At 65.0% G+C, this 25,683-nt stretch carries 26 protein-coding genes; 8 read left to right on the top strand and 18 right to left on the bottom strand.

The window, feature by feature from the left end:
* Positions 1-125 precede the first annotated feature (125 nt).
* Positions 126-1,322, bottom strand: a complete 1,197-nt coding sequence (locus tag BLV07_RS28875) for a CaiB/BaiF CoA transferase family protein (RefSeq protein ID WP_091892736.1) — start codon at positions 1,320-1,322, stop codon at positions 126-128.
* Positions 1,323-1,516: 194 nt separating this feature from the next.
* Here BLV07_RS28875 and glgA point away from each other — a divergent pair, with 194 nt between their 5' ends.
* Entirely contained in the window at positions 1,517-2,932 is a 1,416-nt protein-coding gene (glgA, locus tag BLV07_RS28870; RefSeq protein ID WP_091892735.1) for a glycogen synthase GlgA, read from the top strand.
* Between the two features lie 202 nt (positions 2,933-3,134).
* Here glgA and BLV07_RS28865 read toward each other — a convergent pair whose 3' ends face one another.
* The 3 genes from BLV07_RS28865 to BLV07_RS28855 all read right to left on the bottom strand — a co-directional run bounded on the left by BLV07_RS28865 (position 3,135) and on the right by BLV07_RS28855 (position 6,220).
* Positions 3,135-4,085 (bottom strand): oxygenase MpaB family protein, encoded by a 951-nt coding sequence (locus BLV07_RS28865; RefSeq protein WP_176945823.1) that lies wholly within the window; start codon positions 4,083-4,085, stop codon positions 3,135-3,137.
* Positions 4,086-4,176: 91 nt separating this feature from the next.
* Positions 4,177-5,325: a patatin-like phospholipase family protein gene (locus BLV07_RS28860; RefSeq protein WP_091892815.1), complete on the bottom strand. Its 1,149-nt coding sequence runs from the start codon at positions 5,323-5,325 to the stop codon at positions 4,177-4,179.
* 70 nt (positions 5,326-5,395) lie between these two features.
* Positions 5,396-6,220 carry a 3-hydroxybutyrate dehydrogenase gene (locus BLV07_RS28855; RefSeq protein WP_091892733.1) on the bottom strand — a complete coding sequence of 275 codons (825 nt, stop codon included), beginning with the start codon at positions 6,218-6,220 and terminating at the stop codon, positions 5,396-5,398.
* 193 nt (positions 6,221-6,413) lie between these two features.
* Here BLV07_RS28855 and BLV07_RS28850 point away from each other — a divergent pair, with 193 nt between their 5' ends.
* On the top strand, positions 6,414-7,301 hold the full coding sequence (locus tag BLV07_RS28850) for a LysR family transcriptional regulator (protein WP_091892731.1): 888 nt from the start codon (positions 6,414-6,416) through the stop codon (positions 7,299-7,301).
* A 177-nt stretch (positions 7,302-7,478) separates the two neighbouring features.
* On the opposite strand, the gene BLV07_RS28845 is transcribed toward BLV07_RS28850, so the two are convergent.
* Both BLV07_RS28845 and BLV07_RS28840 read right to left on the bottom strand, forming a co-directional pair.
* Positions 7,479-8,207 carry a peroxiredoxin-like family protein gene (locus BLV07_RS28845; RefSeq protein ID WP_091892729.1) on the bottom strand — a complete coding sequence of 243 codons (729 nt, stop codon included), beginning with the start codon at positions 8,205-8,207 and terminating at the stop codon, positions 7,479-7,481.
* An 81-nt stretch (positions 8,208-8,288) separates the two neighbouring features.
* Positions 8,289-8,573, bottom strand: coding sequence for a hypothetical protein (locus BLV07_RS28840; protein WP_091892814.1), 285 nt, complete (start codon positions 8,571-8,573; stop codon positions 8,289-8,291).
* A gap of 237 nt (positions 8,574-8,810) precedes the next feature.
* Between BLV07_RS28840 and BLV07_RS28835 the strand changes: the two genes are divergently transcribed.
* Both BLV07_RS28835 and BLV07_RS28830 read left to right on the top strand, forming a co-directional pair.
* A complete protein-coding gene (locus BLV07_RS28835; RefSeq protein ID WP_091892727.1) occupies positions 8,811-9,290 on the top strand; it encodes a cupin domain-containing protein in 480 nt (159 codons plus the stop codon).
* Positions 9,291-9,375: 85 nt separating this feature from the next.
* On the top strand, positions 9,376-10,578 hold the full coding sequence (locus BLV07_RS28830; RefSeq protein ID WP_091892726.1) for an MFS transporter: 1,203 nt from the start codon (positions 9,376-9,378) through the stop codon (positions 10,576-10,578).
* Here BLV07_RS28830 and ccoS read toward each other — a convergent pair.
* The 10 genes from ccoS to BLV07_RS28780 all read right to left on the bottom strand — a co-directional run bounded on the left by ccoS (position 10,556) and on the right by BLV07_RS28780 (position 20,148).
* Positions 10,556-10,741 (bottom strand): cbb3-type cytochrome oxidase assembly protein CcoS, encoded by a 186-nt coding sequence (gene ccoS, locus BLV07_RS28825; RefSeq protein ID WP_091892724.1) that lies wholly within the window; start codon positions 10,739-10,741, stop codon positions 10,556-10,558. The two genes, BLV07_RS28830 and ccoS, sit on opposite strands and share 23 nt — an antisense overlap.
* Positions 10,741-12,930: a cation-translocating P-type ATPase gene (locus tag BLV07_RS28820; protein WP_091892722.1), complete on the bottom strand. Its 2,190-nt coding sequence runs from the start codon at positions 12,928-12,930 to the stop codon at positions 10,741-10,743. The genes ccoS and BLV07_RS28820 overlap by 1 nt, the downstream gene beginning before the upstream one ends.
* A gap of 12 nt (positions 12,931-12,942) precedes the next feature.
* Positions 12,943-13,428, bottom strand: a complete 486-nt coding sequence (locus tag BLV07_RS28815; protein ID WP_091892720.1) for a FixH family protein — start codon at positions 13,426-13,428, stop codon at positions 12,943-12,945.
* 16 nt (positions 13,429-13,444) lie between these two features.
* Positions 13,445-14,911, bottom strand: a complete 1,467-nt coding sequence (gene ccoG / locus BLV07_RS28810; RefSeq protein ID WP_091892718.1) for a cytochrome c oxidase accessory protein CcoG — start codon at positions 14,909-14,911, stop codon at positions 13,445-13,447.
* Between the two features lie 121 nt (positions 14,912-15,032).
* Entirely contained in the window at positions 15,033-15,905 is an 873-nt protein-coding gene (ccoP, locus tag BLV07_RS28805; protein WP_091892716.1) for a cytochrome-c oxidase, cbb3-type subunit III, read from the bottom strand.
* Between the two features lie 6 nt (positions 15,906-15,911).
* Positions 15,912-16,076 (bottom strand): CcoQ/FixQ family Cbb3-type cytochrome c oxidase assembly chaperone, encoded by a 165-nt coding sequence (locus BLV07_RS28800; protein WP_063691463.1) that lies wholly within the window; start codon positions 16,074-16,076, stop codon positions 15,912-15,914.
* Between the two features lie 13 nt (positions 16,077-16,089).
* Complete coding sequence (ccoO, locus tag BLV07_RS28795) at positions 16,090-16,824, bottom strand: cytochrome-c oxidase, cbb3-type subunit II (RefSeq protein WP_091892714.1); 735 nt, start codon at positions 16,822-16,824, stop codon at positions 16,090-16,092.
* A gap of 12 nt (positions 16,825-16,836) precedes the next feature.
* Positions 16,837-18,486: a cytochrome-c oxidase, cbb3-type subunit I gene (gene ccoN, locus BLV07_RS28790; protein ID WP_091892712.1), complete on the bottom strand. Its 1,650-nt coding sequence runs from the start codon at positions 18,484-18,486 to the stop codon at positions 16,837-16,839.
* Positions 18,487-18,846: 360 nt separating this feature from the next.
* Complete coding sequence (locus tag BLV07_RS28785; protein WP_091892710.1) at positions 18,847-19,272, bottom strand: CBS domain-containing protein; 426 nt, start codon at positions 19,270-19,272, stop codon at positions 18,847-18,849.
* Positions 19,273-19,314: 42 nt separating this feature from the next.
* Complete coding sequence (locus BLV07_RS28780; protein ID WP_091892709.1) at positions 19,315-20,148, bottom strand: universal stress protein; 834 nt, start codon at positions 20,146-20,148, stop codon at positions 19,315-19,317.
* 204 nt (positions 20,149-20,352) lie between these two features.
* Between BLV07_RS28780 and fixL the strand changes: the two genes are divergently transcribed.
* The 4 genes from fixL to BLV07_RS28760 all read left to right on the top strand — a co-directional run bounded on the left by fixL (position 20,353) and on the right by BLV07_RS28760 (position 23,768).
* Complete coding sequence (fixL, locus tag BLV07_RS28775) at positions 20,353-21,870, top strand: sensor protein FixL (protein WP_091892707.1); 1,518 nt, start codon at positions 20,353-20,355, stop codon at positions 21,868-21,870.
* A 3-nt stretch (positions 21,871-21,873) separates the two neighbouring features.
* Positions 21,874-22,491, top strand: coding sequence for a response regulator FixJ (gene fixJ / locus BLV07_RS28770; RefSeq protein WP_091892705.1), 618 nt, complete (start codon positions 21,874-21,876; stop codon positions 22,489-22,491).
* A 58-nt stretch (positions 22,492-22,549) separates the two neighbouring features.
* Positions 22,550-22,966: a response regulator gene (locus BLV07_RS28765; RefSeq protein ID WP_091892703.1), complete on the top strand. Its 417-nt coding sequence runs from the start codon at positions 22,550-22,552 to the stop codon at positions 22,964-22,966.
* A 103-nt stretch (positions 22,967-23,069) separates the two neighbouring features.
* On the top strand, positions 23,070-23,768 hold the full coding sequence (locus BLV07_RS28760) for a helix-turn-helix domain-containing protein (RefSeq protein ID WP_176945822.1): 699 nt from the start codon (positions 23,070-23,072) through the stop codon (positions 23,766-23,768).
* A gap of 41 nt (positions 23,769-23,809) precedes the next feature.
* Here BLV07_RS28760 and BLV07_RS28755 read toward each other — a convergent pair whose 3' ends face one another.
* A complete protein-coding gene (locus BLV07_RS28755; protein ID WP_091892699.1) occupies positions 23,810-25,123 on the bottom strand; it encodes an MFS transporter in 1,314 nt (437 codons plus the stop codon).
* 23 nt (positions 25,124-25,146) lie between these two features.
* Positions 25,147-25,668 (bottom strand): PRC-barrel domain-containing protein, encoded by a 522-nt coding sequence (locus BLV07_RS28750; RefSeq protein ID WP_165405311.1) that lies wholly within the window; start codon positions 25,666-25,668, stop codon positions 25,147-25,149.
* Between the last annotated feature and the right edge of the window lie 15 nt (positions 25,669-25,683).

Here is a 25,683-nt window from a genome sequence, read left to right as displayed (position 1 = left end):
CCGGGGTCCCTCGTCCGATGTTTCGGATCGTTGAATGACTCGGGGAGCGAGATTGGCGACAAATGTCCGCCACGGCAAGAGGAACGCACGAGGGTTCGAGCGCCGCATACCGCGGCGCGATGCGTTCAGTGCGTCGCGACCGTTTTGCCTGACGGAATTGGCGCCTCGTCCGCGAGATCGATCTCATCGCGTAGCGCATCCGTGTGCTCGCCGAGCACGGCCATCGTCTTGGCCGGCGTGGTGTCGGCGCCCGACATTCGGAACGGCAGATTAAGGACCTGGAATGAACCGCCCTCGTCCCGCACCTCGGACAGCGCCTGCCGGTGCGCGAGCTGCGGATCCGCCAGCGCTTCTGACACGGTGCGATAGGCCGAGGCTGGGACGCCGGCCGCGCCGAGCGCGGCAAGGCATGCATCGGTCGAGAGCTGCCGTGACCAGGCTTCGACCCCGTCCATCATGTCGGCCCAGTTCTCGCGGCGCGCGGCATAAGTCGAGAAGCGCGGATCGGAGATCCATGCCGGGCGGCCGATCACCCCCATCAAACCCTGAAACGTCTTCTCGCTGGCGATCGTGATCATGACATAGCCGTTTTCCGTCTCGGTCGGCCCGAACATCGGGCGCGGCGGCGGCTTCACCGCGAATTGCGAGCTCTGCAACTCCGTCAGCGTCAGCGACAGCATGGTTTCGAGCATGGAGACGTCGATGTGCTGACCAAGGCCCGTCACGGTGCGCTGATAGAGCGCGGACGCGATCGCGCCGAAGCCGTAGGTGCCGGTGACGACGTCGGCATGATAGATGCCGCAATAGTCGGGGCGGTGACGGCCGGGCTGATAGGCGAGATGCGCCATGTCGTAGCCCGAGGCCGCATGGATCACCGGCGCATAGGCCGGCAGCTCGGCCGAGGGGCCGGTCTGGCCGTAGCCCGAGATCGAGCAGTAGATCAGCTTTTGGTTGACCTGACGCATGCTGTCGTAGTCGAGCCGCAGCCGGTGCATCACCCCCGGGCGGAAGTTCTCGACCAGGACGTCGGCGGTCGCGGCCAGCCGGCGCACCGCCTCCTTGCCGTCCTCGGATTTGAGGTCGAGCACCACGCTCTTCTTGCCGACATTGAGCTGGCCGAACGTGGTGCTGCACCCATTGCGCAGCGGCGGCCGGGTCCGCATCGTCTCGCCGCCGTCGGTCTCGATCTTGATCACCTCGGCGCCCATGTCGGCGAGCATGCGCGTGCAGTGGGGACCGGCAATCGTGGTCGAAAAATCCAGGACCCGCAGGCCGGCGAAGGCCTTTGTCGTCGTCCCCTCATGCTTATCTGCTAGCTGCATGCCTGCTCACGTCCTTGGGTGTCTTAGGAACTTATCGAAGTTCTCTGTTGTTGATGCGGCGACCCTAGAGGGCGGCGGCTGAGTAGGAAAGTGTTTACCGAACCGACGCGCCGCATGGGCGGGCTTGGGAATTCCGGAACAACTGGACCCGTTCTTGCATAGCAGCGAACGGGATCGGCAGAGGGCGGCTGTTCTTGAGGGTCTTGTTCGTCACGACAGAGATGGACGACTTCGTCCGCGTCGGCGGACTTGGAGCCGTTTCTGCTGCTCTCCCCCGCGCCCTTCGCTCCTTTGCCGATATCCGGATCATGCTGCCCGGCTATCGCGACATCATCGAACAACTCACGCACATTCAAATCGTTGGCCGCTGTCCGGCATTCGCGGAGATGCCAGCCTGCTCGCTCGGGCGGGCCGCGACCAAGGACGGCCTGCCGGTCTACGTGTTGTTGTGCTCACAGCTCTATGACCGGCCCGGCAATCCCTATGGCGACGAATCCGGGCGCGACTGGCCGGACAACGACATCCGCTTCGCGCGCCTTGCCTCGGCCGCCGCTGAGCTGGCCATGGGCACGCTGGACAAGAATTGGGCAGCAGACCTGATCCATGCCAATGACTGGCAGGCCTCGCTCGTACCGGCCTATCTCGCCTGGCGCGGCGCCAAGCTGCCGTCGATCCTGACCATCCATAACCTCGCCTATCAGGGCCTCTTCCCAAAGGAATCGCTGCGGCGGATCGGCGCGCCGGAGAGCTCGTTCCATATCGACGGCGTCGAATTCTACGACCAGGTCTCCTTCCTCAAGGCCGGGCTGGTCTATGCCTCGCACCTCACCACGGTCAGCGGCACCTATGCGCGCGAGATCACAACGGCCGAATTCGGCTGCGGCCTCGAAGGCCTGCTTCGCGTCCGCTCCGACGCGGCCGAGCTCACCGGCATCCTCAACGGGATCGACGAGAGCTGGGACCCCCGCTCCTGCGCACAGCTCGCCCAGCAATTCGGCGCCGGCGACTGGATCGGCAAGAAAGCGAATGCGGACTACGTGCGCAAGCAGTTCGGGCTTGCGGTCTCACGCGGCCCCATGTTCGGCATCGTCGCCCGCCTCGTGCACCAGAAGGGCATCGACCTCGTGCTGTCGGCCGCCGACGAGATCGTCGATGCCGGCGGCCAGATCGTGATCACCGGCTCCGGCGAACCGGCGCTCGAGCAGGCCGTGATCGACGCGCATCGCCGCCGCCCCGATGCCATCGGGGTCGTGATCGGCTTCAACGACGCCCAGGCTCGCCGCATCTTCGCCGGCAGCGATTTCACCCTGATGCCCTCGCGCTTCGAACCGTGCGGGCTCAGCCAGATGTACGCCCAGCGCTTCGGCTCGCTGCCGATCGGACACCAGACCGGCGGCCTTGCCGAGACCATCACCGACGGCGAGACCGGCTTCCTGTTCGCAAGACCCTCGCGCGAATCCCTCATCGGCGGCGTCCGCCGCGCGTTCGAGGCGTTCATGGCGCAGGACCAACTCGATACCATGCGCCGCAGTGCGATGGGACGATCATTCTCCTGGAGCATCTCGGCCGGCTGCTACAGCGCGCTGTACCGGAAGCTGGCGTCGGTGTGAGGCTGAGGCGTTTCCTCACACTCCGTCATTGCGAGCCAACGGGTCCGCGCGAAGCGCGGCCCGATGACAGGCTCCGCGAAGCAATCCAGACTATCTCCGCGGAGGCAGTCTGGATTGCTTCGTCGCATCAGCGCAAAATTGCTTTGCAATTTTGTCGCGGGCTCCTCGCAATGACGGAAGTTGTTGGCAGCAGCGGAGGACCTCACCCCTTCCCCCGCATATCCATCTGCGGCCGCCCGATCCAGGCGCGGTTCAGACACCGGATCATCCAGTCGGGCTGCGGCTCGCCCCGCAAGCGCGCCTGCGCCTCCTGATAGGGGCCGACATAGCGCAGCCGGTCGGGCAGTTTCGGATAGACGCGCCTGATCCAGGTCAGCGCATTGTCGGCAGCTCTGATGTCGCGCGCGTCAAGCACAAGGCCGAACCCGGCGCGCAGTCGCTCCGGCAGCATGCGCGCCGCGAGCGCGCGGTACCATCGCGGTGGCCGCAACCAGGGGCGGGCGCCTCTGAAGATCTGTTCGGCGATCTGTCGCGCCGCCGGGCTGACGGTCAGCGTATCCGACTGCGCCATCGCCGCATTGTAGGCTGCGAAGCCGGACCAGTCCGCCGGCAAATCATCCCCCGTCAGTCCGAACAGGGCGCCGTACAGCCGGGCCTCGCTCCAATAGCGCTCGCGCTCCTCCGCCGAGAGCGGCGGCAGCACCAGATCATGCACCATCAGCGCGGTCTCGACCAGCGTCGCATGGACCCAGCGGAGCGAGGGAATGTCGTTGGCGCAATAGCGCGAGCCGGCCGCGAACGGACCGACGGTCTCAGGCATCTCGCCAATGATCATGCTGTGGCGCCGGTACAGTTGCCGGGACGACAGCAGCGCCCGGTCCAGCGAGCCGAACACCATGGTAAAGACGATGTCGAACGTGCGATGGAAGCGGCCGATCGGGTCGGCAAGGGTGCTCGAATGCTCGGCGATCGCCGCCGCCACCCATGGATGCGCCAGTTGCAGCAACAGCGCACGGCCGGCGCCGAGGAAGATCACGGCCTCCCGGTCGATCCGCCAGGTCAGCGAGGACGGACCGAACACGCCGGCGACCGGTCCCGCCGCGTTCGCACACAGCGTTTCGAGCGACGCCTCCAGATCTTTCTCACCGACCAATTGCAAGCCTCACGACGAAGACACGGCGACAATACCCCGGACCGCGCCCCTGCGAAATCGTCATCACGCAAAACAATGACGAACAAGGCCCTCACTCCGCCGCAATCGGCAGCACGTCCATATGCTCGTGCAGCACCACGCCGGCGAGCGGATCGAATTCACCGATCCACGGCTTTCGCGCAAGTACGGACCTCGTGTGGGCATAGCCTGCATCCCAGCGCTGCATGATGCCTGACGGACTGAAATCGATATCCTTGGTGTGACTCTCGCGGTCCAGCTGCGGGGCGAGCAGGCGCACCACATGCATGCGCGTCGGGCAGCCATGGCTCGTGAGCTCACGCACCGCCGGATCGCTGCGCTCGCGCTCGGGCAGTCGCGCGGCGAGCTGGTTGATGACGTGGCGCAGGCGATGGGCCTGCTGCTGGCGCGCGATCTGGCTGGCGATCCGGCTGGAATATTGCACGTCCTTGTGGCGGTTCAGCACCTCCGCCATCGTGGTCGGCTCGGCTCCGACCGGATTCCACAGATGCACCGCGAAGATCAGCGAGTCCTTGCGCGGATTGTCGTCGAACACGGCCTCTGTCGGCGTGTTGGACAGGATGCCGCCGTCCCAATAGAGCTCGCCGTCGATGCGCACCGCCGGGAAAGCCGGCGGCAGCGCGCCCGAGGCCATGACGTGCTTCACCGTGAGATCACCGTCGCGGCTGTCGAAATAGCGCATCTGGCTGGTGCGGACATGAGCCGCGCCGACCGTCAGGCGCGGCGAGCAGCGGTTGACGAGGCTGAAATCGACGAGTTCGAGCAGCGTCTTCTCCAGCGGAGCGGTCGAATAGAAGCCGGCGTGGTCGGCGCCGAGTGGAAAGGAATCCCCCGCATGCGCCAGCGGATTGGGTCGGAAGAAGCCGGGAATGCCGTTGGTGACCGTCGACCAATAGGTCAGCTTCTCGTTGAAGCCGGGAAATGCGGTGCGCAAATTCCAGATCGGATTCTGCTCCATCCGTTTCCAGAACTCCCTCAGACGGGCGAGTCGCTGCCGAGGCGCGTTGCCCGCAATGAGGCTCGCATTGATGGCGCCGATCGAGGTGCCGATGATCCAATCAGGCTCGATGCCGGCCTCGTGCAGCGCTTGGTACACGCCGGCCTGATAGGACCCGAGTGCGCCGCCGCCCTGAAGCACCAGCACGACCTGGCCGGGCAGGTCCGTACCATTGTTCTGCGCGTTGTCCTGCATGCCGTTCATGTCTCGCTCCTCATGCGCTTGCGCCGATCGAATGTTCGCAGTCCGCCGCAGCTTGTTGCGCCGACCCATGTCAATGCGCTGTCCAGCCGCCATCGACCGGAAGCGCAATGCCGGTGATGGAAGCGGCCGCTTCCGTCGCCAGGAACACCGTGAGCGCACCAAGCTCCTCGACCGTGGCGAAACGCTTGTTCGGCTGCTGCGCGAGCAGCACGTCGCGGATCACCTGATCGCGGGAGACGCCGTGCGCCTTGGCCTGTCCGTCGATCTGCGCCTCGACCAGCGGTGTGTAGACGTAGCCCGGACAGACGGCATTGCAGGTGATGCCCTCCTCCGCGGTCTCGAGCGCCGTCACCTTGGTGAGACCGACGATCCCATGCTTGGCGGCGACATAGGCCGCCTTGAACGGCGAGCCGACCAGACCATGCGCAGAGGCGATGTTGATGATCCGGCCAAAACCGTTCCGGCGCATCGCCGGCAACGCGAGTCGCGTGGTGTGGAAGGCCGACGTCAGATTGATCGCGAGGATCTGGTCCCATTTCTCGACTGGAAACTGGTCGAGCGGCGCGACATGCTGGATGCCGGCATTGTTGACGAGGATGTCGAGCCGGCCGGATTGGGCGATGGTGGCCGCGATCATCTCGGCGATCGATTTGGGCCTCGTCATGTCTGCGGCCGAGTAGCTCGCCTTGATGCCGAACTCGGCGGCGATCTGCTCGCGCGTCCGGTCGATCTCGCTCGCGACACCGAGGCCGTTGAGCACGATGTCGGCACCTGCGGCAGCCAGCGCCCGTGCGATGCCGAGCCCGATGCCGCTGGTCGAGCCCGTGACCAGCGCAACCTTTCCGGCCAGCGCGCGCGCAGGTTGAGACGTCTGTGGCTTCAGCGGTATGTTCATGCGAGATCCTCCATTGGCGATCGCAGGGCTTGGCCCCGGCGCCCGCTTTCGCAGGACCATGAAGCGGCGCCGGCCCGAATGGAAATGCCGCCTGGCTTCCGAAACCATACGCGCCCGCTATTGCGGCCGGGATGTCATTCCCTGTCCCGATCGGCTAGAGTTCTGCTGCCCGATCCTGCTGGGGAGCCGATCCATGGAAATGCATCAGGTCCGCTATTTCCTCGCGGTGGCGCAGCTGTTGAACTTCACGCGTGCCGCCGAGGAGTGCAACGTGACGCAGCCGTCGCTGACGCGCGCGATCAAGCAGCTCGAGGCCGAGCTCGGCGGCGACCTGTTTCGTCGCGAGCGGCCCGCTGCGCAGCTGACCGAGCTCGGCCAGCGCATGCATCCGCTCTTGAAGCAGTGCTATGACGCCGCCGTCGGCGCGCGTTCCCTCGCCTCCTCCTTCAAGAGCGGTGAGATCGGCGCACTCCGCATTGCGCTGACACATTCGATCGATCTGTCGCTGCTCATTCCCCATCTCAACCAGATCAGGCGGCAGTTCAACCGGCTCGAATTCCGCTTCCTGCGCGGGACGAGCCGCGAGGTCGGCGAATTCCTGAAGAAGGGCGAGGCCGAGCTCGGGATTGCCGCCGAGATCGACGAGGCCTGGGAGCGGCTCGACGTCTGGCCCCTCTTCACGGAAACTTTTGAGCTCGTCGTCGGCGATGGCCATCGGCTGGCCGGCCGCAGCTCGGTCGAACTGGAGGACTTGCGATCGGAGCAGCTTCTGAGCCGGACGTTCTGCGAGCATTCCGGCCGGATCTCTGCGAGCCTGCGCGAACACGGCATCGATATCGAACATGGCCACGAAGTCTCGAACGAGCGCGATCTGATCGAGCTGGTCGAAGCCGACATGGGCATCGCCATGCTGCCGCACACCTCGCCCGTGCCGGAACGGCTGACACGCGCCGCGGTGACGGGGCTGGACGCCCGCCGTACCGTCAGCCTTTACGGGGTGGCCGGCCGGCAGCGCACGGCAGTGGGCAATGCCGTGATGCGCATGCTGCGCGGCGCGGACTGGCGAGAGCTGGCGGGCTAGTGCGCACGCTGTTTTTCCTTCTCCCCTTGCGGGAGAGGGTGGCTCGCCGCGACAGCGGCGAGACGGGTGAGGGGTTGTCTCAGCGCGCTAGTCTCTTGCATCGAGGGCGCAGAGAGAACCCCTCATCCGGCGCTTCGCGCCACCTTCTCCCACAAGGGGAGAAGGGAAGAAAGCGCGTTATGCGAAGCTCAGCTTTCCCCTGCGTGCATCCTCCAGCGCCGCCAGGAGATCATCGATCTCCATGCGCTTGCGGAAATCGGGATCGACGAAGCGGGCCTTCACGAGGCCGTCGCGGCCGACCACGAACACGGCCGGGATCGGCAGGACCCAGCCGTCATTGCCGTGGAATTTCGCCATGTCCTGATAGGACAACAGATGCTGGATCTCGGCGCCGAGCCAGATCGCGAGATTGAGCGAGAGCGCGTAGCCATTGTCGAGATCGGTCAGGATCGGAAACGGCGCACCGGCATCTGACTTCAGCTGCCGCGTATATTCCAGCGTTTCCGGCACGATTGCGACGACCTGTGCCCCTATCGCCTTGATGCGACCGAGTGCCTGGACCACCGCGCGGACATTGAGCCGGCAATACGGGCACCAATGACCGCGGAAGAACATCACCGCAACCGGGCCGCCCTCCAGCAGCGCATTCAGCGCGACGAGACGTCCACTCTCGTCGGGCAGCATGAATGGCGGCATCGCATCGCCCGGACGCGGCGCCGTCTCACCACCCCCGTTTCCGTTCAACCGCGCGACCAGGCGATCGACCGCCTCGCCATAGGCGGGGAACACCTTGCGGCTGGCGTCGGCATAGGCGCGGAGCTGGTCGTTCAGCGTACCGTCCATGTCGCGGCAGCGCTGGAAGGCAAGCCTGAGCTGTTCGGCGTCGGCGGGCGAGAGAGACGTCATCTTCTGCTCCGGCGTTCAGGGGACGAATATTAATTGCGTGGTCGGGCCGCCCGCAAGGGGGCGGCCGTCCTGCGCACGTGATCAGTTCACGTAGAAATTGCCGGTCGGATCCAGCCGCCCCGACGTGGAGTACAGCGTACCCTTGTCCATGAAGAAGACGGTATTGTCGGGAACCTTCTTCGCGTTCTTCATCATCGCGTCGTGGTTCTTCTCGGCCGGCGCCATGGCCATCGCCGACATCTTGCCGGGCCCGCCATAGACGTAGGCCATGCCAGCCTTGAAGTCCCAGGCGGCCTCAGAGAAGGCCGACGTGGCGATCACCGCGAAGGCCGCGGTAAAGATCAGGGTTTTGGACACTTTCGTCATGAGATGCTCCTCCGGATTGACGTGAACGCCCGCCAATCGGGCGCCCTGTCATCGGACGCCAGATCCCCCGGAGGCGGAAATGCCGATGCCCAATCGGTTCGATAGCCGCGGCGCATCAACATAGCGCCCGGCTATCGCATCGAAAGCGAGCCGGCATTTCAACATCGACGCGGTCTCGACGAAGCTCCTGCCATAGCCGGCGACCACCACGGTTGCGGCCAACACAGGAGAGTTCCCATGTCTAGGCATCACATCGTGTCGCGCGTGGTTTGGACAGGCGTTGCCGTTCTCGGGGCGCTGACATTTGCGACACCGGTTTTCGCCGGCGAGTGCCCCGCCGACAAGATCAAGCCGAACGCCCAGCAGATGGTCGATTACAAGCCGGTCGGCGTCACCGATGTCACGCTCGGTGCGATCGACCTCGGCAAGCAGCCGGCGCATATCGAGGGCCGCGAGCTGCGCTTCCGCAAGCTGACGATCGCGCCCGGCGGCATCGTGCCCTGGCACAGCCATGACGACCGCCCTGCTTTGATCTTCGTGCAGCAGGGCGAGATCGTCGAATACGCCTCCAACTGCGCCGATCCGATCGTGCACAAGGCCGGCGACATCCGTCCCGAAGTCTACGGCACCTCGCACTGGTGGAAGAACCTCGGCAAGGAGACGGTCATTCTCTATGTCGGCGACGTCCGCAAGGATCCGAACGACCACCACATGTAACGAGCGCACGGCCCCGGCGTATCGTTACCCGATGTGGTGCCCGGATCTCATGCCGGGCGCCACATCCCTCACAGGACAAGCGACCATGATCGATCTTTCCACCCCGATCAAACCGGGCGCGGTGCCCATGGATGGGCTTTCCGCAGATCTCGCGCTGCGTTCGCTCGTGATCGGCCTCACCGCATTCCTGACTGTCGTCGACCTGTTCGCAACACAGGCGATCCTACCCTCGCTGACGCGCCACTATGGCGTCACGCCGGCGGCGATGGGCTTCGCGGTCAATGCCAGCACCTTCGGCATGGCCGTCGCGAGCCTCGTCGTTGGCTTCTTCAGCCCACATATCAATCGTCGGAACGGCATCCTGCTCAGCCTGGCACTTCTTGCGATTCCGACGAGCCTGCTGGCGTCCGCACCCAATCTTGCCGTCTTTACCGCCTTACGCGTTGCTCAGGGCCTCTGCATGGCATCCGCCTTCGCGTTGACGCTCGCCTATCTCGGCGAGCAATGCAGCGCGATGGACGCCGGCGGCGCGTTTGCCGCCTACATCACCGGAAACGTCGCCAGCAATCTCGTTGGTCGGCTGATCTCGGCGGCCGTCGCCGATGGCCTTGGCCTCGCGTGGAATTTCTACGTTTTCGCTGCCCTCAATCTCGCCGGCGCGGCGCTGGTCTATTTCACCATCAAGCACGTCCAGCCGATGCATGCGATGAGCGCGACGGAATCGCCGCTCGCCGCGATGTTCGCACATTGGCGCGACCCGCGATTGCGCGCCGCCTACGGCATCGGCTTCTGCATCCTGTTCGCCTTCATCGGCACCTTTACCTTCGTCAATTTCGTTCTGGTGCGGCCGCCGCTCTCGCTCGGCATGATGGGACTCGGTTTCGTCTACGTCGTCTTCCTGCCCTCGGTGCTCACGACGTTGCTGGCGGGCAGAATAGCATCGCGCCTCGGACCACGGCCGACGATCTGGGGCTCGCTCGCCGTCGCCGGGATAGGTTTGCCGTTGATGCTGACGCCGCATCTGGGCGTGGTGCTCGCGGGGATGGTTCTGGTCGGCGTCGGCACGTTCTTCGCGCAAGCGACCGCCACCGGTTTCGTCGGACAGGCGGCCACCGACGGCCGCGGCATCGCCAGCGGCACCTATCTCGCCTGCTATTTCTGCGGCGGGCTCGTCGGCACGGCCGTGCTCGGACGGCTGTTCGACGCCTTCGGCTGGCAGGCTTGCGTGGCCGGCGTGGGTCTGGCCCTCGCGGCCGCAGCTCTGCTCACGATTGACTTGAAGCGCTAGCGCTAGTCGGCGCCTGCTGCGGAGGCTCGTCGTCGGCAATCGCGCGCCAGGCAGCGCCGTCGAGATCGTCGTATTGGCCGCTCCGCAGCGACCAGAGGAAAGCTATGAGACCGGCACCGCCGAGGGCCAGCGCCAGCGGGACCAGAATGACCAGGATCTCCATCACACGATCTCCCGCGAGGCGCTGCGCGCTCGCAACGAATTGAGCATCACCAGGATCGACGATCCGCTCATCGCGGCCGCCGCGATCAGGGGGGTCACGACGCCGCTGATCGCAACCGGTACAGCAAGCACATTGTAGCCGATCGCAAGCCAGAGGTTCTGCCGCATCAGGTGCAGCGCCTTGCGCGAAGCGTCGATGGCGGCGACCACGGGGGCCAACGGCCGGCCGAGGAAGACGAGATCGGCGGTGGCCTGGCTGAGATGCGCGGCCGAGATCGGCGACATCGAGACATGGGCTGCCGCCAGCGAAGGCGCATCGTTCATGCCGTCGCCGACCATCAGCACTTTGGCGCCGCGCTGTTTCAGTTCCCCGATCCGCGCGATCTTGTCGGCCGGGGTGACGCCGGCGCGCCATTCGGGAATGCCGAGCGCGTGCGCTGCCGCCTTCACCGCTGGCTCACGGTCGCCGGAAAGGATCTCGATGCCGATGTTGCGCGCCTTCAGCGCCGTGATCACGGCTTGCGCGTCGGGGCGCAGGCCCTGGCGGACGGAAAGGATGAACTTTTCGTTGCCCTTGCTGAATGCCACGATCGAGGCTTCGGGATCGAGCGTGGCGCCGCCGACCAGCGTCTCGGCACCGCAGAACGACGGACGGCCAAGGCGAAGCTCGACGCCGTCGACGGTCGCGCGGACGCCCTGACCGGATTCCTCGACAGCGCCGACGATCGGAGACTTCGCACCGGCAGCCTGCGCAACTGCGGCTGCGACTGGATGATGGCTCGACAGCGCGAGGCGGCCGGCGAGCGCGAAGATATCGGCAGGGATGTCGGCGGCATTCATGACTTCGAGATCGGGCAGCGTCAGCGTGCCGGTCTTGTCGAAGATGACATGGTCGGCTTCGGCCAGCCGCTCGATCGCGTCGCCCGCATTGAGCAGCACCCCCGCCTTGAACATCGCGCCCGAGGCCACCGTCTGCACCGTCGGCATCGCGAGCCCGAGCGCGCAGGGACAGGTGATGATCAGCACGGCGACGCCGGTCACGATCGCATCATGCCAGCTCGCGCCGGCGATGACCCAGCCGAGGATGGTCAGGAGCGCAGTCGCATGCACGACAGGCGCGTAGAGGCGCGAGGCGCGGTCGGCGAGCCGCATGTAGCGCGAGCGCGCCTGGAGCGCGTTGTCGAGCAGCCGCGTGATCTCGGCGAGCAGCGTCGCCTCCGAGGCCGCCGAGACCCGCACCCGCAGCGTGCCGGAGATGTTCATCGACCCCGCATAGACCGCCGTGCCCTGCTCGGCCGTGACATAAAGCGTCTCGCCGGTGATCAGGCTCTGGTCGATCTCGGAACGCCCCTCGATCACGGTGCCGTCGACCGCGCAGCGTTCGGCGGGCCGCAAGAGCACGATGTCGCCGGGATGGATCGCGGCGACCGGCACCTGCGAGATCTCGTCGGGACCAATGAACTTCGCGGCTGTCTCCGCCTTCAGCGCCGCGAGATTGCCGGCGACTGCACGGGTCCGCCGCCGCATGTTCTGGTCGAGGAAACGGCCGACCAGGAGGAACGTCAGCAGCATGATCGCGGCGTCGAAATAGGCGTGCTCGGCGTGATGGACGGTCTCGACCACGGACATGCCGAGCGCGAGGATCACGCCGATCGAGATCGGCACGTCCATGTTGGTGGTCTTGGCCGCCAGCGCGCGCCAGGCCGAACGAAAGAACGGCTGGCCGGCATAGGCCGCCGCCGGCAGCGCGATCAGCGCCGAGAGCCAGTGGAAGAAGTCGCGCTGCTCGGGCAGCATGTCTGAGACGTTGCCCGACCATACCGGGATCGACAGCATCATCACGTTCATGGTGGCGAACGCGGCGACGCCGAGGCAGCGCAGCAGGAAGCGAGATTCGGCGACCTCGGTTGCCTCCGCGCTCTCGGTCTCGAACGGATAGGCCTTGTAGCCGAGCTCTTCCAGCCGATCGATGAATCGGCCAGGATCGAGCGTGCCCGCCTTCCATTCCAGCGCGACGCGGCGGTCGGTGAGGTTCACCCGCGCCAGGGTGACATCAGGGATGGCGGACAGCCCGCGCTCGATCTTGGCCATGCAGCCGGCGCAATGGACGCCTTCGACGGCGAGATCGATGTGCTGGACGCCCTCGCCCGCGGTCCGGACGTAGTGCGAAAAATCCCGCGTGACCTGCATGACGAAATCCCTTCAGTTCAGGATCACGCGGTTGCGCGACAGGAACACACGTGCCCCCCGCGCCTCACCCTCGATCACCAGATCCCACTGGCCGGGCGCGACGGCGGCGGCATGGCCGCGATAGATGCCGATGCCGGCTTCCGTGAGCTCGACGGCGAGATCGGCGCGCTTGTCGGTCGGCCGCTCCAGTCGCCCGCCGAACTTCAGTCCGGCGATCGGCTGGCCGCCCGCATCGCGTGCTTCGACCTGAAGCACGGCGCCGCCGTCGTTGCGGCGCTCGATATGGGCGTTGACCTTCCATTTGCGCAGCGCCTGGTCCTGCGCCGCCGAGATTTCGCGGTCGTAGGTGAGGCCCGCGGCATAGGGGCTGTCGACGTCGGTACCGGGCAGCGTCGCAATCGCGAGCTTCATCATGGTCACGTTGACTCCGATCACGAGACCGAAGAAGGCGACCAACATCAGGAACACCTTGGTTCCGGTCAGCGGCTTGGAAGCCATGGCTGTCTCCTGATCCTTAAGGCGAGACGAAATTGTCGGTGGCGCTCGCGGCGACGCCCAGTCCGATGTCCATGACGTGGAAGCGGACCGGAATCGACTTCTCCGGATTATTTTCGGCCGGTGCGGTGACGAGCAGCCGCAGCTCGCTGGTGGAGTCGCGCGGAATCACGATGATCGGGCGGTCCGGCGTCACCGAATCGACGCCGACGACGTGCATCGTCGGGTTGACTGGCCCCTCCACGTCGATGGCAATGACGCGGTCGTAGCCGCTCTTGTTCAGCAGACGCACCGTGTAGGCATTGCGGATCGAGCCGTCGCTGAGCTTGACCGCGACCGGATTGCGGTCGTGCAGGACGTTGACGTCGAGCAAGCTGCGGGTCGCGAGCGTATAGATCATGATGCCGCCGACCGCCGCGATGATCGCGCTGTAGACGACCGTGCGGGCACGGACGATGCGGTAGATCGGCGCCTTGCCTTCCTGACGGCGCTGGATGTTGATGTCGTTGTCGTAGCCGATCAGCCGCTTCGGCCGGCCGATCTTGGTCATCACGTTGTCGCAGGCGTCGATGCAGAGCCCGCACTGGATACATTCGAGCTGCGGCCCGTTGCGGATGTCGATGCCGGTCGGACAAACCGCGACGCACTGATAGCAGTCGACGCAGTCGCCGACCTGCTGGCCGAGGGCACGCAGCTCGGCGGCCTTCTTCACCGAGGTGCGCTTCTCGCCGCGGTCGTAGCGATAGGTGACGTTGAGCGCCCATTCGTCGGTCAGCGCCGCCTGGATCCGCGGCCACGGGCACATATAGGTGCAGACCTGCTCGCGCATGAAGCCGGCGAGCACATAGGTCGACGCGGTGAGGATGCCGATCCAGACATAGGCGATCATCGGCGCCTGGAAGGTGACGAGCTCTTTGACCAGCGTCGGCGCGTCGTTGAAATAGAGCACCCAGGCGCCGCCGGTCCACCAGGCGATCAGCAGCCAGATCGAGTGCTTGAGCACGATCTCGTAGATGCGCTCGAGTTTGAGCGGGTCGGACGATTTGTCCTTCCTCATCCGCTCGCGCCGGTCGCCCTCGACGAGGCGCTCGACGGCATAGAACAGGTCGGTCCATACCGTCTGCGGACAGAGGTAGCCGCACCAGATCCGGCCGCCGATGGAGTTCATCAGGAACAGCGCGACCGCGGCGACGATCAACAGGCCGGTGAAGTAGTAGACCTCCTGCGGCCACAGCTCGATGAAGAAGAAGTAGAAGCGGCTGTTGGGGAGATCGATCAGTACGGCCTGGCTGGGAGCGCCGAGGCCGCGGTTCCAGCGCACGAATGGCAGGAGATAATAGACGCCGAGGCAGAACGCCATCAGGCCCCATTTGATCCGGCGGAACGTGCCGGAGACGCTCTGGGGATAGACTTTCTTGCGGGCAGCGTAGAGCGGCGCGTTGTCGTCGGCCGGCTTGAGTTCGTTCGGGTTGACGGTCTTGTTCATCGCGGAATCTTCTCGAGAGGTGCGATCAAACCTAGACCCGGCGCCGGCACGTCCCTTGATCCAACGCAAAACGGGGGCGCTTTTCTTCGCCCCCGCCGGAAGTCGTTGGCCGTGGATCGGCTTATTTGCCGCCGCCGAGCGAATGAACGTAGACCGCCATCGCCTTGATGGTGGCGGGATCAAGCCGCCCTTCCCAGGCCGGCATGACGCCGGCGCGGCCCTGGCTGATGGTCTCGATCAGACTCGCCTCGTCCGAGCCGTAGAGCCAGATCTTGTCGGTCAGGTTCGGTGCGCCCATCTCCTGGTTGCCTTTGCCGCCGTCGCCGTGGCAGGCGACGCAATTCTCCGCGAAGATCTTCTCGCCTTTGGCGGCATCAAAGCCCTTGCGGGTCGAGAGGCCCGACAGCGACCGCACGTAATTGGCAACCGTGACGATCTCGTCGCCCTTCAGCACGCCGTCCTTGCCGAAGGCGAGCATCTGGCCTTCATGCGTCTTGGCATGGCCGGAACGCGCGCCGTACTGGATGGTCTGCATGATCTGGTCGAGCGTGCCGCCCCACAGCCAGTCGTCGTCGTTCAGGTTCGGGAAGCCCTTGGCGCCGGCGCCGCCGGAGCCGTGGCACGGCGCGCAATTGTCGCCGAACACGGTCTTGCCCTTGGCACGGGCGAGCGCGAGCAGCGCGGGGTCCTTCGCGATGTCGGCCAGCGAGGCGGCGCCCAGCGCCAACATCTTGTCACCGCGGATCTTCTCGAGATTGGCGAGCTCGACCGCGACGTCGGCGCGCGACGAATAGCCGAACACGCCCGTGGTGTTGCTGGCGATCAGCGGCCAGGCCGGATAGACGATCCAGTAGCCGATCGCCCAGACGATGGTGAGGTAGAAGGCGATCACCCACCAGCGCGGCAGCGGCGTGTTGAGCTCCTTGATGCCGTCCCATTCGTGTCCGGTCGTGGACTTGCCGGTGACGGTATCGACTTCGCTATGATCGGTCATGGTCTCTCACTCCTCCCGCAACGGCAGGTGTGCTGCTTCGTCGAACGCAGCCTTGTTACGGGGCCAAAATGCGTAGGCGATGATCGCGAGAAAGATCGCGACGAACACCGGCGTCCAGATCGTCGTCACCAGCTCGGACGCGAGATTATGGACTGTCAGAATAGCTTTCATCGTTGATGCCTTCTCAGCGAAGATTGGCTTTCTCGTTGTAGATCTTGAAGTCGACCAGCGTGCCGAGCATCTGCAAGTAGGCGATCAGCGCGTCCATTTCGGTCGGCGTGCCGGTCTTGCCGTCGAAGTTGCGCACGACGGCCTTGGCGTAGCGCTTGCTGAAGGCATCGCCGCCGGCATTGTCCGGATCGGCCTGGGCCTTCAGGTCGGCGCCTGCGCTCGCTATCTGGTCGTCGGTGTAGGGCACGCCCACGGCCTTCAAGGTGCGCATGTGGTCGGCGATCGTGTCCGGATCGACCTCGGTGTGGCTCAGGAACGGATAGCCCGGCATCACCGATTGCGGCACGATGGCGCGCGGGTTGGTCAGATGGGTGACATGCCAGTCGTCGGAATATTTCGCTCCGACGCGGGCAAGGTCGGGACCGGTGCGCTTCGAGCCCCACTGGAACGGATGGTCGAACATGCTCTCGGCGGCGAGCGAGAAGTGGCCGTAGCGCTCGACCTCGTCACGCAACGGGCGGATCATCTGCGAATGGCAGAGATAGCAGCCTTCGCGGACGTAGACGTTGCGCCCCGCCAATTCCAGCGGCGTGTAAGGCCTGACGCCGTCGACCGCCTCGATCGTGCTCTTGAGGTAGAACAGCGGAGTGATCTCGACGAGACCGCCGATCGCAACCACGAGCAGGATGCCGACGACCAGGATGATCGAGTTCTTTTCGAAGACTTGGTGGCGTGTCCAGAATGACATTGCTTGAGCTCCTCATTCCGCCGGCTGAAGAGCGACGGGCATCTGGACTTCCTGCTCGCCGACGCGGACGGTCATCCAGAGATTGTAGGCCATGATCAGCGCGCCGATCAGGAACAGGCCGCCGCCGGCGGCGCGGATGATGTAGAAGGGATGCATCGCCTCGACGGTCTCGATGAAGGAATATTCGAGGAAGCCGAGCGAGGTGTAGGCGCGCCACATCAGGCCCTGGAGGATGCCGGACACCCACATCGCCGAGATGTAGAGAACGATGCCGAGGGTGGCGATCCAGAAGTGCCAGTTGACGAGCTTCAGGCTGTAGAGGCCCTTGCGATTCCAGGCCCACGGCACCAGGCAGTAGAGCGCGCCGAAGGAGACGAAGCCGACCCAGCCGAGCGCGCCGGAATGCACGTGGCCGATGGTCCAGTCGGTGTAGTGGCTGAGCGAGTTGACCACCTTGATCGACATCATCGGACCTTCGAAGGTCGACATGCCGTAAAAGGCGACGGAGACCACGAGCATGCGCAGCACGGGATCGGTGCGCAGCTTGTCCCAGGCGCCCGACAGCGTCATCAGGCCGTTGATCATGCCGCCCCAGGAAGGCATCCACAGCATGATCGAGAAGGTCATGCCGAGCGTCTGGGTCCAGTCCGGCAGCGCCGTGTAGTGCAGGTGGTGGGGACCTGCCCAGATGTAGAGGAAGATCAGCGCCCAGAAGTGGATGATCGACAGCCGGTAGGAATAGACCGGCCGCTCGGCGCGCTTCGGAATGAAGTAGTACATGATGGCGAGGAAGCCGGCGGTCAGGAAGAAGCCGACCGCGTTATGGCCGTACCACCACTGGAACATGGCATCCTGGATGCCGCCCCAGGCGACATAGGACTTCGAGCCGAACACCGAGACCGGGAGTGCCGGATTGTTGCCGAGATGCAGGACCGCGATCGTCACGATGAAGGCGAGATAGAACCAGTTCGCGACGAAGATGTGCGGCTCCTTGCGCTTGAAGATGGTGGCAAGGAAGACCAGCAGGTAGGCGACCCAGACGATGGTCAGCCAGAGGTCGGCATACCATTCCGGCTCGGCATATTCCTTCGACTGCGTGACGCCGAGCAGATAGCCGGTGCCGGCGATCAGGATGAAGAAGTTGTAGCCGAGCACAACGAACCAGGGCGCGAGATCGCCGGCCAGACGCGCGCGGCAGGACTTCTGCACGACGTAGAACGACGTGCCGATCAGCACGTTGCCGCCGAAGGCGAAGATCACCGCGGATGTGTGCAGCGGCCGCAGACGGCCGAAGCTGGTCCAGGGCAGGTCGAAATTCAGCGCGGGCCAGGCCAGCTGCGAGGCGATCATGAGGCCGACGAGGAAGCCCGCGATGCCCCAGAACATCGCCATGAAGGCGGTGAACTTGATCGGCCCCATGTTGTAGTTGGGCCGGCCATTGATCTCCGCCGGCGGCAGCGTGGCCGGCCGTTCGAAGTAGCGGTTCACGATAAAGAACACCGCAGCCAGGCTCGCCGCAGCGCTGAGCGCAGCATGAAAGGCAAAGGGCGCATCGAGCGCCTTGGCCGCAGCGATCACGCAGAGGAAGGCGGCGACTGCAAACACGACAGACAGGCCGCTTTCGCCGATGGTCATGGATTTGGAGATGGAGGGCTGGCTCATGCGGATTCTCTCTCGAAAGAACACGACGCCAGAAACCACATTCACCCTCGCGGGGAATTGATTGAAATCAAGATGGCCTTGGAGGTTAGTCGTAGCCGACGAATATTTTCTGGGTTCCTCCGTATTTCTTCGGTGCGGCCAGTTGAAGTGCCCTCTCCCCTTGTGGGAGAGGGCAGCGAGGACAGCGCGGCAAACTCGCTTGGGTGAGGGGTTGGTGCGGCGGGGAACGGTGTCTCTGTGGAGACATACCCCTCATCCGGCGCCGTAGCCGAAGCTTCGCTTCGGCGTTCTTAAGAACGGCGGCCGAAGGCCGCCTATGCCACCTTCTCCCACAAGGGGGAGAAGGGGAAAGGCATCGCGTCAGTCCCGCGCCGTCGCCTTGAGTGCCGCGATGACGTCCTCGCGGGCGATAATTCCGGCCAAATTCTGCGCGCCGTCGAGCACGATGATGCTCCTGATGCGATGCTCGACCATGATCTGGAGCACGCGCGTCAGCCGCGTCTCGGGGCCGACATAGATGAACTCGGGTGTCATGACGTCGCCGATCTTGCGACTCATCAAGTCGGGATAGCGCGGCAGCATCTGGCTCGGCGTGAAGGCGAAGCACTTCAGGATGTCGAACTTGGTGACGATGCCGACCACCTGGCCGTCATCCACGACCGGATACGAGTTGAAGTCGTCGGTCTCGAACATCTCGCTGAGCTCGAGCAAGTCGCGGTCGCGCTGCACCGTTTTGACGTTGCGTGTCATGTAGCGGTCGACGGTTTGTTCGAGAAATCTGTACATGGCGCGTCCTCCTCGAGTCGCTACTGGCCGGGCGGCCGGCCCTCAGTGCGACAGCAGCACGCTGCGGGCAGATTGTGTGACCAGATACTGGGTGACGCCGCCCAGGATCAGTTCACGAAATCTCGAATGACCATAGGCGCCCGCAACGATCAGGCCGGCGCCAACGTCGCCGGCGACCTTGTCCAATTGCGCGGCAGCGCTTTCGTTCCGCGCCGCCTCCGAGACGCGCGCCGTCGCGGTGACCCCGTGACGGGCGAGCCAGGCGGCCACGTCGCTGACGCCGGCCATCACGACCGAGCGGTTGTCGCCCTGCTCCGGAATTTCGACGATGGTGACGTCCCTCGCCTTGCGCAGCATCGGCAACGCGTCGACGACTGCCCGCCGCGCCTCTGGCGTATCCTTCCACGCCACCAGCACGCTGCGCAGATCGAGCCAATTGGCGTTATCGGGAACGACCAAAAGCGGCCTGCCAGCCTGCATCACCAGGTCCTTGGCGCTTGCGAGCGCAAAGGCGTCAGAGAAGGCGGGGCTCTGTCCGCCGCTGATGACGATGTCGGCGCAGCGCGCCTGCTCCAGGACAAAACGCGCCGGAAAATCCATGGCGCTGCGCCACTCTGCGTGTCCGCCGCGATTCCTGGTGGCGGCGCGGAACTGCGCCTCGAGACCGGCGAGCCGCCGCTTGACGGAGGCTTCGCCATCCTCGATCAGCACTTGTGCTTCAGCGCCGTCGGCGAAATAAAGCGGCGGCGCGAACTGAGCCGCGGCAACGCCGACGATGGCCGCCTCGAATCGCTCGGCAAGCTCGCCCGCGACCTGAAGGCGCGCCTCGTTGGACTGATCGAGCGCCAGGCAGACCATCACGGTCGCGTATGTCATCGGGATTCTCCGGCAGGCAATGAACTGCCGCGAAATCTAGCCTCGCCGACGCAAGGCAGGATGAGATAGATCAAATCGCCGGCCGTCATGTCGCAGGAATTCCGCCAATGAATTCAATCCGGCTTGCCTCCGAGCGAACCTTGAGCGACATTGTCATGAGCGGTAAGCACATCCTGCCGACCGCGCTTTAGCGAGGAGTGAAGTTTGGCGCCGACCCGCGTAACCCTTCCGGCAGACGATGGTCGGGGCGAGCATTTCCGGCTCCGCATCGAAGGATTCGGGGTTGGCACCTGGGATCTCGATTTGCGAACTCGGGACCTTGAATGGTCCGAGATGTCCAAGCGGCTGTTTGGCCTCGAGGGGGATGATGCCATCAGCCACGATCTCTTTCTGTCGCTGCTGGCCCCCAGCGATCGGGACCGCGTCTTGCAGGGAATCGAGCGCAGCTCGGAGAGCGGCGCAGGATTCGACGTGTCCTTCAAGGTTGGCGGTCCTTCGGGGAAGGGCCAATGGATCCGGGCCAGGGCCGGCGTGATCCGAGACGATTCCGGCTCGCCACGTCACCTCAGCGGGATATTCCTCGACATCAACGAGGAAAGACATCTGGAAGAGGCCCTGCGCTCTCAGGAGAATCATCTTCGCTCGATTCTCGAAACGGTGCCGGACGCGATGATCGTGATCGATTCGCGCGGCATCATGCAGCTCTTCAGCAGCGCCGCGGAGCGGCTGTTCGGCTACAGCAGACAGGAAGCCATTGGTCGGAACGTCAGCATTCTGATGCCGGAGCCTGATCAATCGCGTCACGACAGCTATATCGTGCGTTACCTCAAGACCAATGATCCCCACATCATTGGCATCGGCCGCATCGTGACCGGCAAGCGCCGCGACGGCACGACGTTCCCGATGCACCTTTCGGTCGGGCAGACGCAACGGGGCGGCGAGCTCTATTTCACCGGCTTCGTCCGCGATCTCACCGAACATCAGCAGACCCAGGCGCGGCTTCAGCAACTGCAGTCGGAGCTCGTTCACGTTTCGCGGCTGACCGCGATGGGCGAGATGGCCTCGGCGCTCGCCCACGAGCTCAACCAGCCGCTGGCGGCGATCAGCAACTACATGAAGGGATCGCGGCGCCTGCTTGCCGGCAGTGTTGACCCGAATACGACGAAGATCGAAAGCGCGCTGGACCGCGCCTCGGAGCAGGCCTTGCGCGCCGGCCAGATCATCCGCCGCTTGCGCGACTTCGTCTCCCGCGGCGAGTCGGAGAAGCGGATTGAGAGCCTGTCCAAGCTGATCGAGGAAGCCGGCGCGCTCGGGCTCGCCGGCGCGCGCGAGCAGAATGTCCAGCTCCGCTTCAATCTCGATCCGAAGGCGGACCTGGTGTTGGCCGACCGCGTGCAGGTCCAGCAGGTCTTGGTCAACCTATTCCGCAACGCGCTGGAAGCGATGGCGCAGTCGCCGCAGCGAGAGCTCGTGGTGGCCAACAAGCCCGTTGCCGACGACATGATCGAGGTCGAGGTTTCCGACACCGGCTCCGGCTTCCAGGACGACGTCATTCCAAACCTGTTTCAAACCTTCTTCACCACCAAGGAAACCGGCATGGGCGTAGGGCTGTCGATCAGCCGTTCGATCATCGAAGCTCACGGCGGCCGCATGTGGGCCGAGAGCAACGCATCGGGCGGGGCGACATTCCGCTTCACCTTGCCAGCAGCCGACGAGAACTGATTCATGACCACCAAGGGACATGTCTACGTCATCGACGACGACGCTGCGATGCGGGACTCGCTGAACTTCCTGCTGGATTCCTCCGGCTTCGGCGTCACGCTGTTCGACAACGCGAAAGATTTCATCGACACCCTGCCCGGCCTCGCCTTCGGCTGCGTCGTCTCCGACGTGCGCATGCCGGGCCTTGACGGGATCGAGCTTCTGAAGCGCATGAAGGCGCAGAACAGCCCGTTTCCAATCCTGATCATGACCGGGCATGGCGACGTGCCGCTCGCGGTCGAGGCAATGAAGCTCGGGGCCGTCGACTTCCTGGAGAAACCCTTCGAGGACGACCGTCTCATCACCATGATCGAGACGGCGATCCGCCAGGCCGAACCGGCGGCCAAGAGTGAGGCCATTTCGCAGGACATCGCCGCCCGCGTCGCCTCCTTGAGCCCGAGGGAGCGCCAGGTCATGGAGGGACTGATCGCAGGCCTTTCCAACAAGCTGATCGCCCGCGAATACGACATCAGCCCGCGGACCATCGAGGTGTACCGGGCCAATGTGATGACCAAGATGCAGGCGGGCAGCCTCTCGGAGCTGGTCCGCATGGCGATGCGCGCCGGCATGCTCAACGATTGAGCCAGGTCGCCTTGAGGCAGGTCAAGGCCCTTGGCGAGACCCGTGCTAGTCAAGCAGCATGATCGAGGTCAGCTCACACCATGCGCGGCCGTCGTCTCCCACAAAACCCACCGTCTATGTGGTCGACGACGATGCCGCCGTCCTGGGATCCCTGCGGTTCCTGCTGGAGACCGACGGCTTTGCCGTGCGGACCTTCAGGAGCGGCACGGCCCTGCTCAACGCGAGCGGTGCTCGGGGCGCGGACTGCTACGTGATCGACTACAAGATGCCCGACATCAACGGCATCGAGCTCGCCGGCCGGCTGCGCCAGTCCGACAGCGAGACCCCCGTGATCCTGATCACCGGCTATCCGGACGAGAACATCTCGGCCCGGGCGGCCGCGGCGGGGGTGAAAGACGTGGTCCTGAAGCCGCTTCTCGACGAAAACCTGCTCAAGCGCATCCGCCGCGCCATCCAGGAGCACCCCCGCGCCTGACCTACGGGATTCTACGTAAGGCAACTCCCTTAAGATATCGCTCGAAATTTTCGAAGCCCCCGATACCGCGTACCAATGCGTCATCACAACGGAGATGGCGCAGATGCTGACCCAGACGATCAACACCAAGGCAATCAATACCCAGATTGGTGGCAAGATTGCTCCTGCCCATCCCGTCACCGACCAGTTCGGCGCGATCACGGGCCATGTCGGCCTCGTCGCCACGGAGTTCTCCTACCGCAAGGACGAGGAGATCTATGGCGAGGACGAGCCGGCCGAATATGTCTATCAGGTCATCACCGGCGCGGTGCGCAGCTACAAGCTTCTCTCCGACGGCCGCCGCCAGATCGGCGCCTTCCATCTTCCCGGCGACGTGTTCGGGCTCGAATCCGGCGCCAGTCACCGCCTCGCCGCCGAAGCCATCATCGACACCACCGTGCGCCTCGTGAAGCGCGCCAGCCTCGAGAAGGCCGCCGGCATCGACGTCCAGGTCGCCCGCAAGCTCTGGGCCATGACGGCTTCCGAGCTGCGCCACGCCGAGGACCACATGCTGCTGCTGGGGCGCAAGACCGCGATGGAGCGCGTTGCGACCTTCCTGCTCGAAATGGACCGCCGCCTCGCCGTTGCTGGCATGATGGCGCTGCCGATGTGCCGCCGCGACATCGGCGACTATCTCGGCCTCACGCTCGAGACCGTGTCGCGTGCGCTGTCGCAGCTTCACACCCAGGGCATCCTGGGCTTCTCCGGCGCCCGCCAGATCGTGCTGCGCAACCGCCAGCGCCTGCACAATCTGGACGCCTGATCTCTCTTACCTCCCCCACCTACTTGGCCGGCTGAATTCGTTCAGCCGGCCATCTCTTTGGTCGCGGTCATACCCGCGCGCCGCGTCTCCGGCATCACGAACAAAATCAGCAGAAGCCCCGTCGCGGCGATGCCGGACAGTCCGATGAAGGCGGTGGCGTTGCCGAACTTGTCGCTGACATAGCCGCCAAGCGCGGTGCTCAAGGACGCGCCGATGCCGGTCGCCGTGCCGACGATGCCCTGCGCCAGGTTGAAGTGACCGCTGCCGAATGCGACGTCGGCGACGATCAGCGGAATCATCACCGCGAACACGGCCGCGGTGAGGCCGTCGAACACCTGCACCAGCACGAGCAGATAGGGATCGCGCACGGTTGCGAACAGCAGACCGCGAATCGTCAGCGCGCCGAATCCGATCAGGAGCAGCGGCCGCCGGCCCCAGAGTTGTGCCTTGCGCCCGATGCTCGGCGACAGCAGCGCCACGATCGCTTGCGGAACGACGATGCAAAAGGCGACGAGCACCGTCGCCCACTGGCTCGACCGCGCCGTCACCGCGCTCGCCATCAGCGGCATCATCGCGGCATTCGCGAGCTGCAACAAGAGCACGCTCAGCGCGAAGACAATCAGCGGACGCTGCCGGATCAGGTGCCAGACATTGGTGTCGCCGCGATCCGCGGCTTCAGGCGGCATCTCGCCGTGACAGCGTCTAATGTCGACCTCGTGCTCGCGGATGCGCGAAAGCGCGATCAGGGTCGGGATCGCGAGCAGGAAGGTGACCAGGAATACCGAGCGGCTCGAGAGCAGGTAGCCGGCGGTGCCCATCACCGCCGCCGCAACGCCGTTGCCGAGCGAGGCAAAGCGGGCATTGCGGCCGAGACGCTCGCCGATCGCGAGCGGGCCGACGAGGCCGAGGCTGATCGCGGCAATCGCCGGCCCCAGCACGCAGCTCGCCATCGCATGCAGGGTGGCGGCGGTCACCACGACGGGGAAGATCGGCATCGCGGCGTAGGCAAGCGCGCAGCAGCCGATGGTGGCAATCGCAAGGGCGGCCACCAGCCGTTCCGATTTTGCCGCATCGATGATCGCGCCGCCCGGCATCTGCCCGATCAGGGCGACGATGCCACCGATCGACAGCACGAGGCCGATCTCGACCTGGGTCCATTTCTGCGTCGTCAGATAAACCGCGATGAACGGACCGAATCCGGTCTGCACATCGGCGAGGAAGAAGATGAACCAGTCGAGCCCGCGCAGGCTCTGGCGCGACGGTGCCGGAAGGCCTGCAGCCGGCGACGCGGCGACGTTGTTCTGCTCAACGCGGCCGTCGCGATCTGCATGTTTCGGCTTTCTCGACAACAGCACAGGCGGTCAGCCCTCCGGGCACCTCACTGAATCGCTTGCAGCGGTTGAAGGCTGCCGGATGCGCCGAGCACGACGATCGGCGTATCTTCCTTGTATTCCGGCGCAGCCGCGACCTGCGCCTTGGTCAATTCCAGCGTGATGCTGTCCTTCTTGTTGGCGATCTTGCCGAAGCGCAGCGCGTTCCAGTCCACCACGATCTTGCGGCTGCCGACGCCGAGGAAGCCGCCGAAATCGATCGCCGCCGCACGCACATGGCCGGTGCGATCGACGATGACGTCGACGATGCGGCCCATGTCTTCGCCGGCGGCGCTGCGCACGTCACGGCCGAGGACGCCATGCGCCTCGCTTGCGCCGATGATGGTCACCGAGGGCGGCGGGGCGGCATCCTTGGGGGTGACCGGAACGGTCGAGGCCGGCGGCTGTGCCGTCGGCGGCGCATTCGCTTCGCTCGCGCCCGCGGGCTGATCCTCCGCGGCGCGCGAGGTCGCCACCGCCAGGCCCGAGACGATGGCTATGCCCAGGATCAGTGCTCCGATCGCACGCATCGCACCCTCCTCACG

Origin of the sequence: Bradyrhizobium sp. Rc2d (assembly GCF_900099855.1) — a bacterium.
GTDB lineage: Bacteria > Pseudomonadota > Alphaproteobacteria > Rhizobiales > Xanthobacteraceae > Bradyrhizobium.
This window is presented reverse-complemented; position numbering and strand designations above follow the sequence as displayed.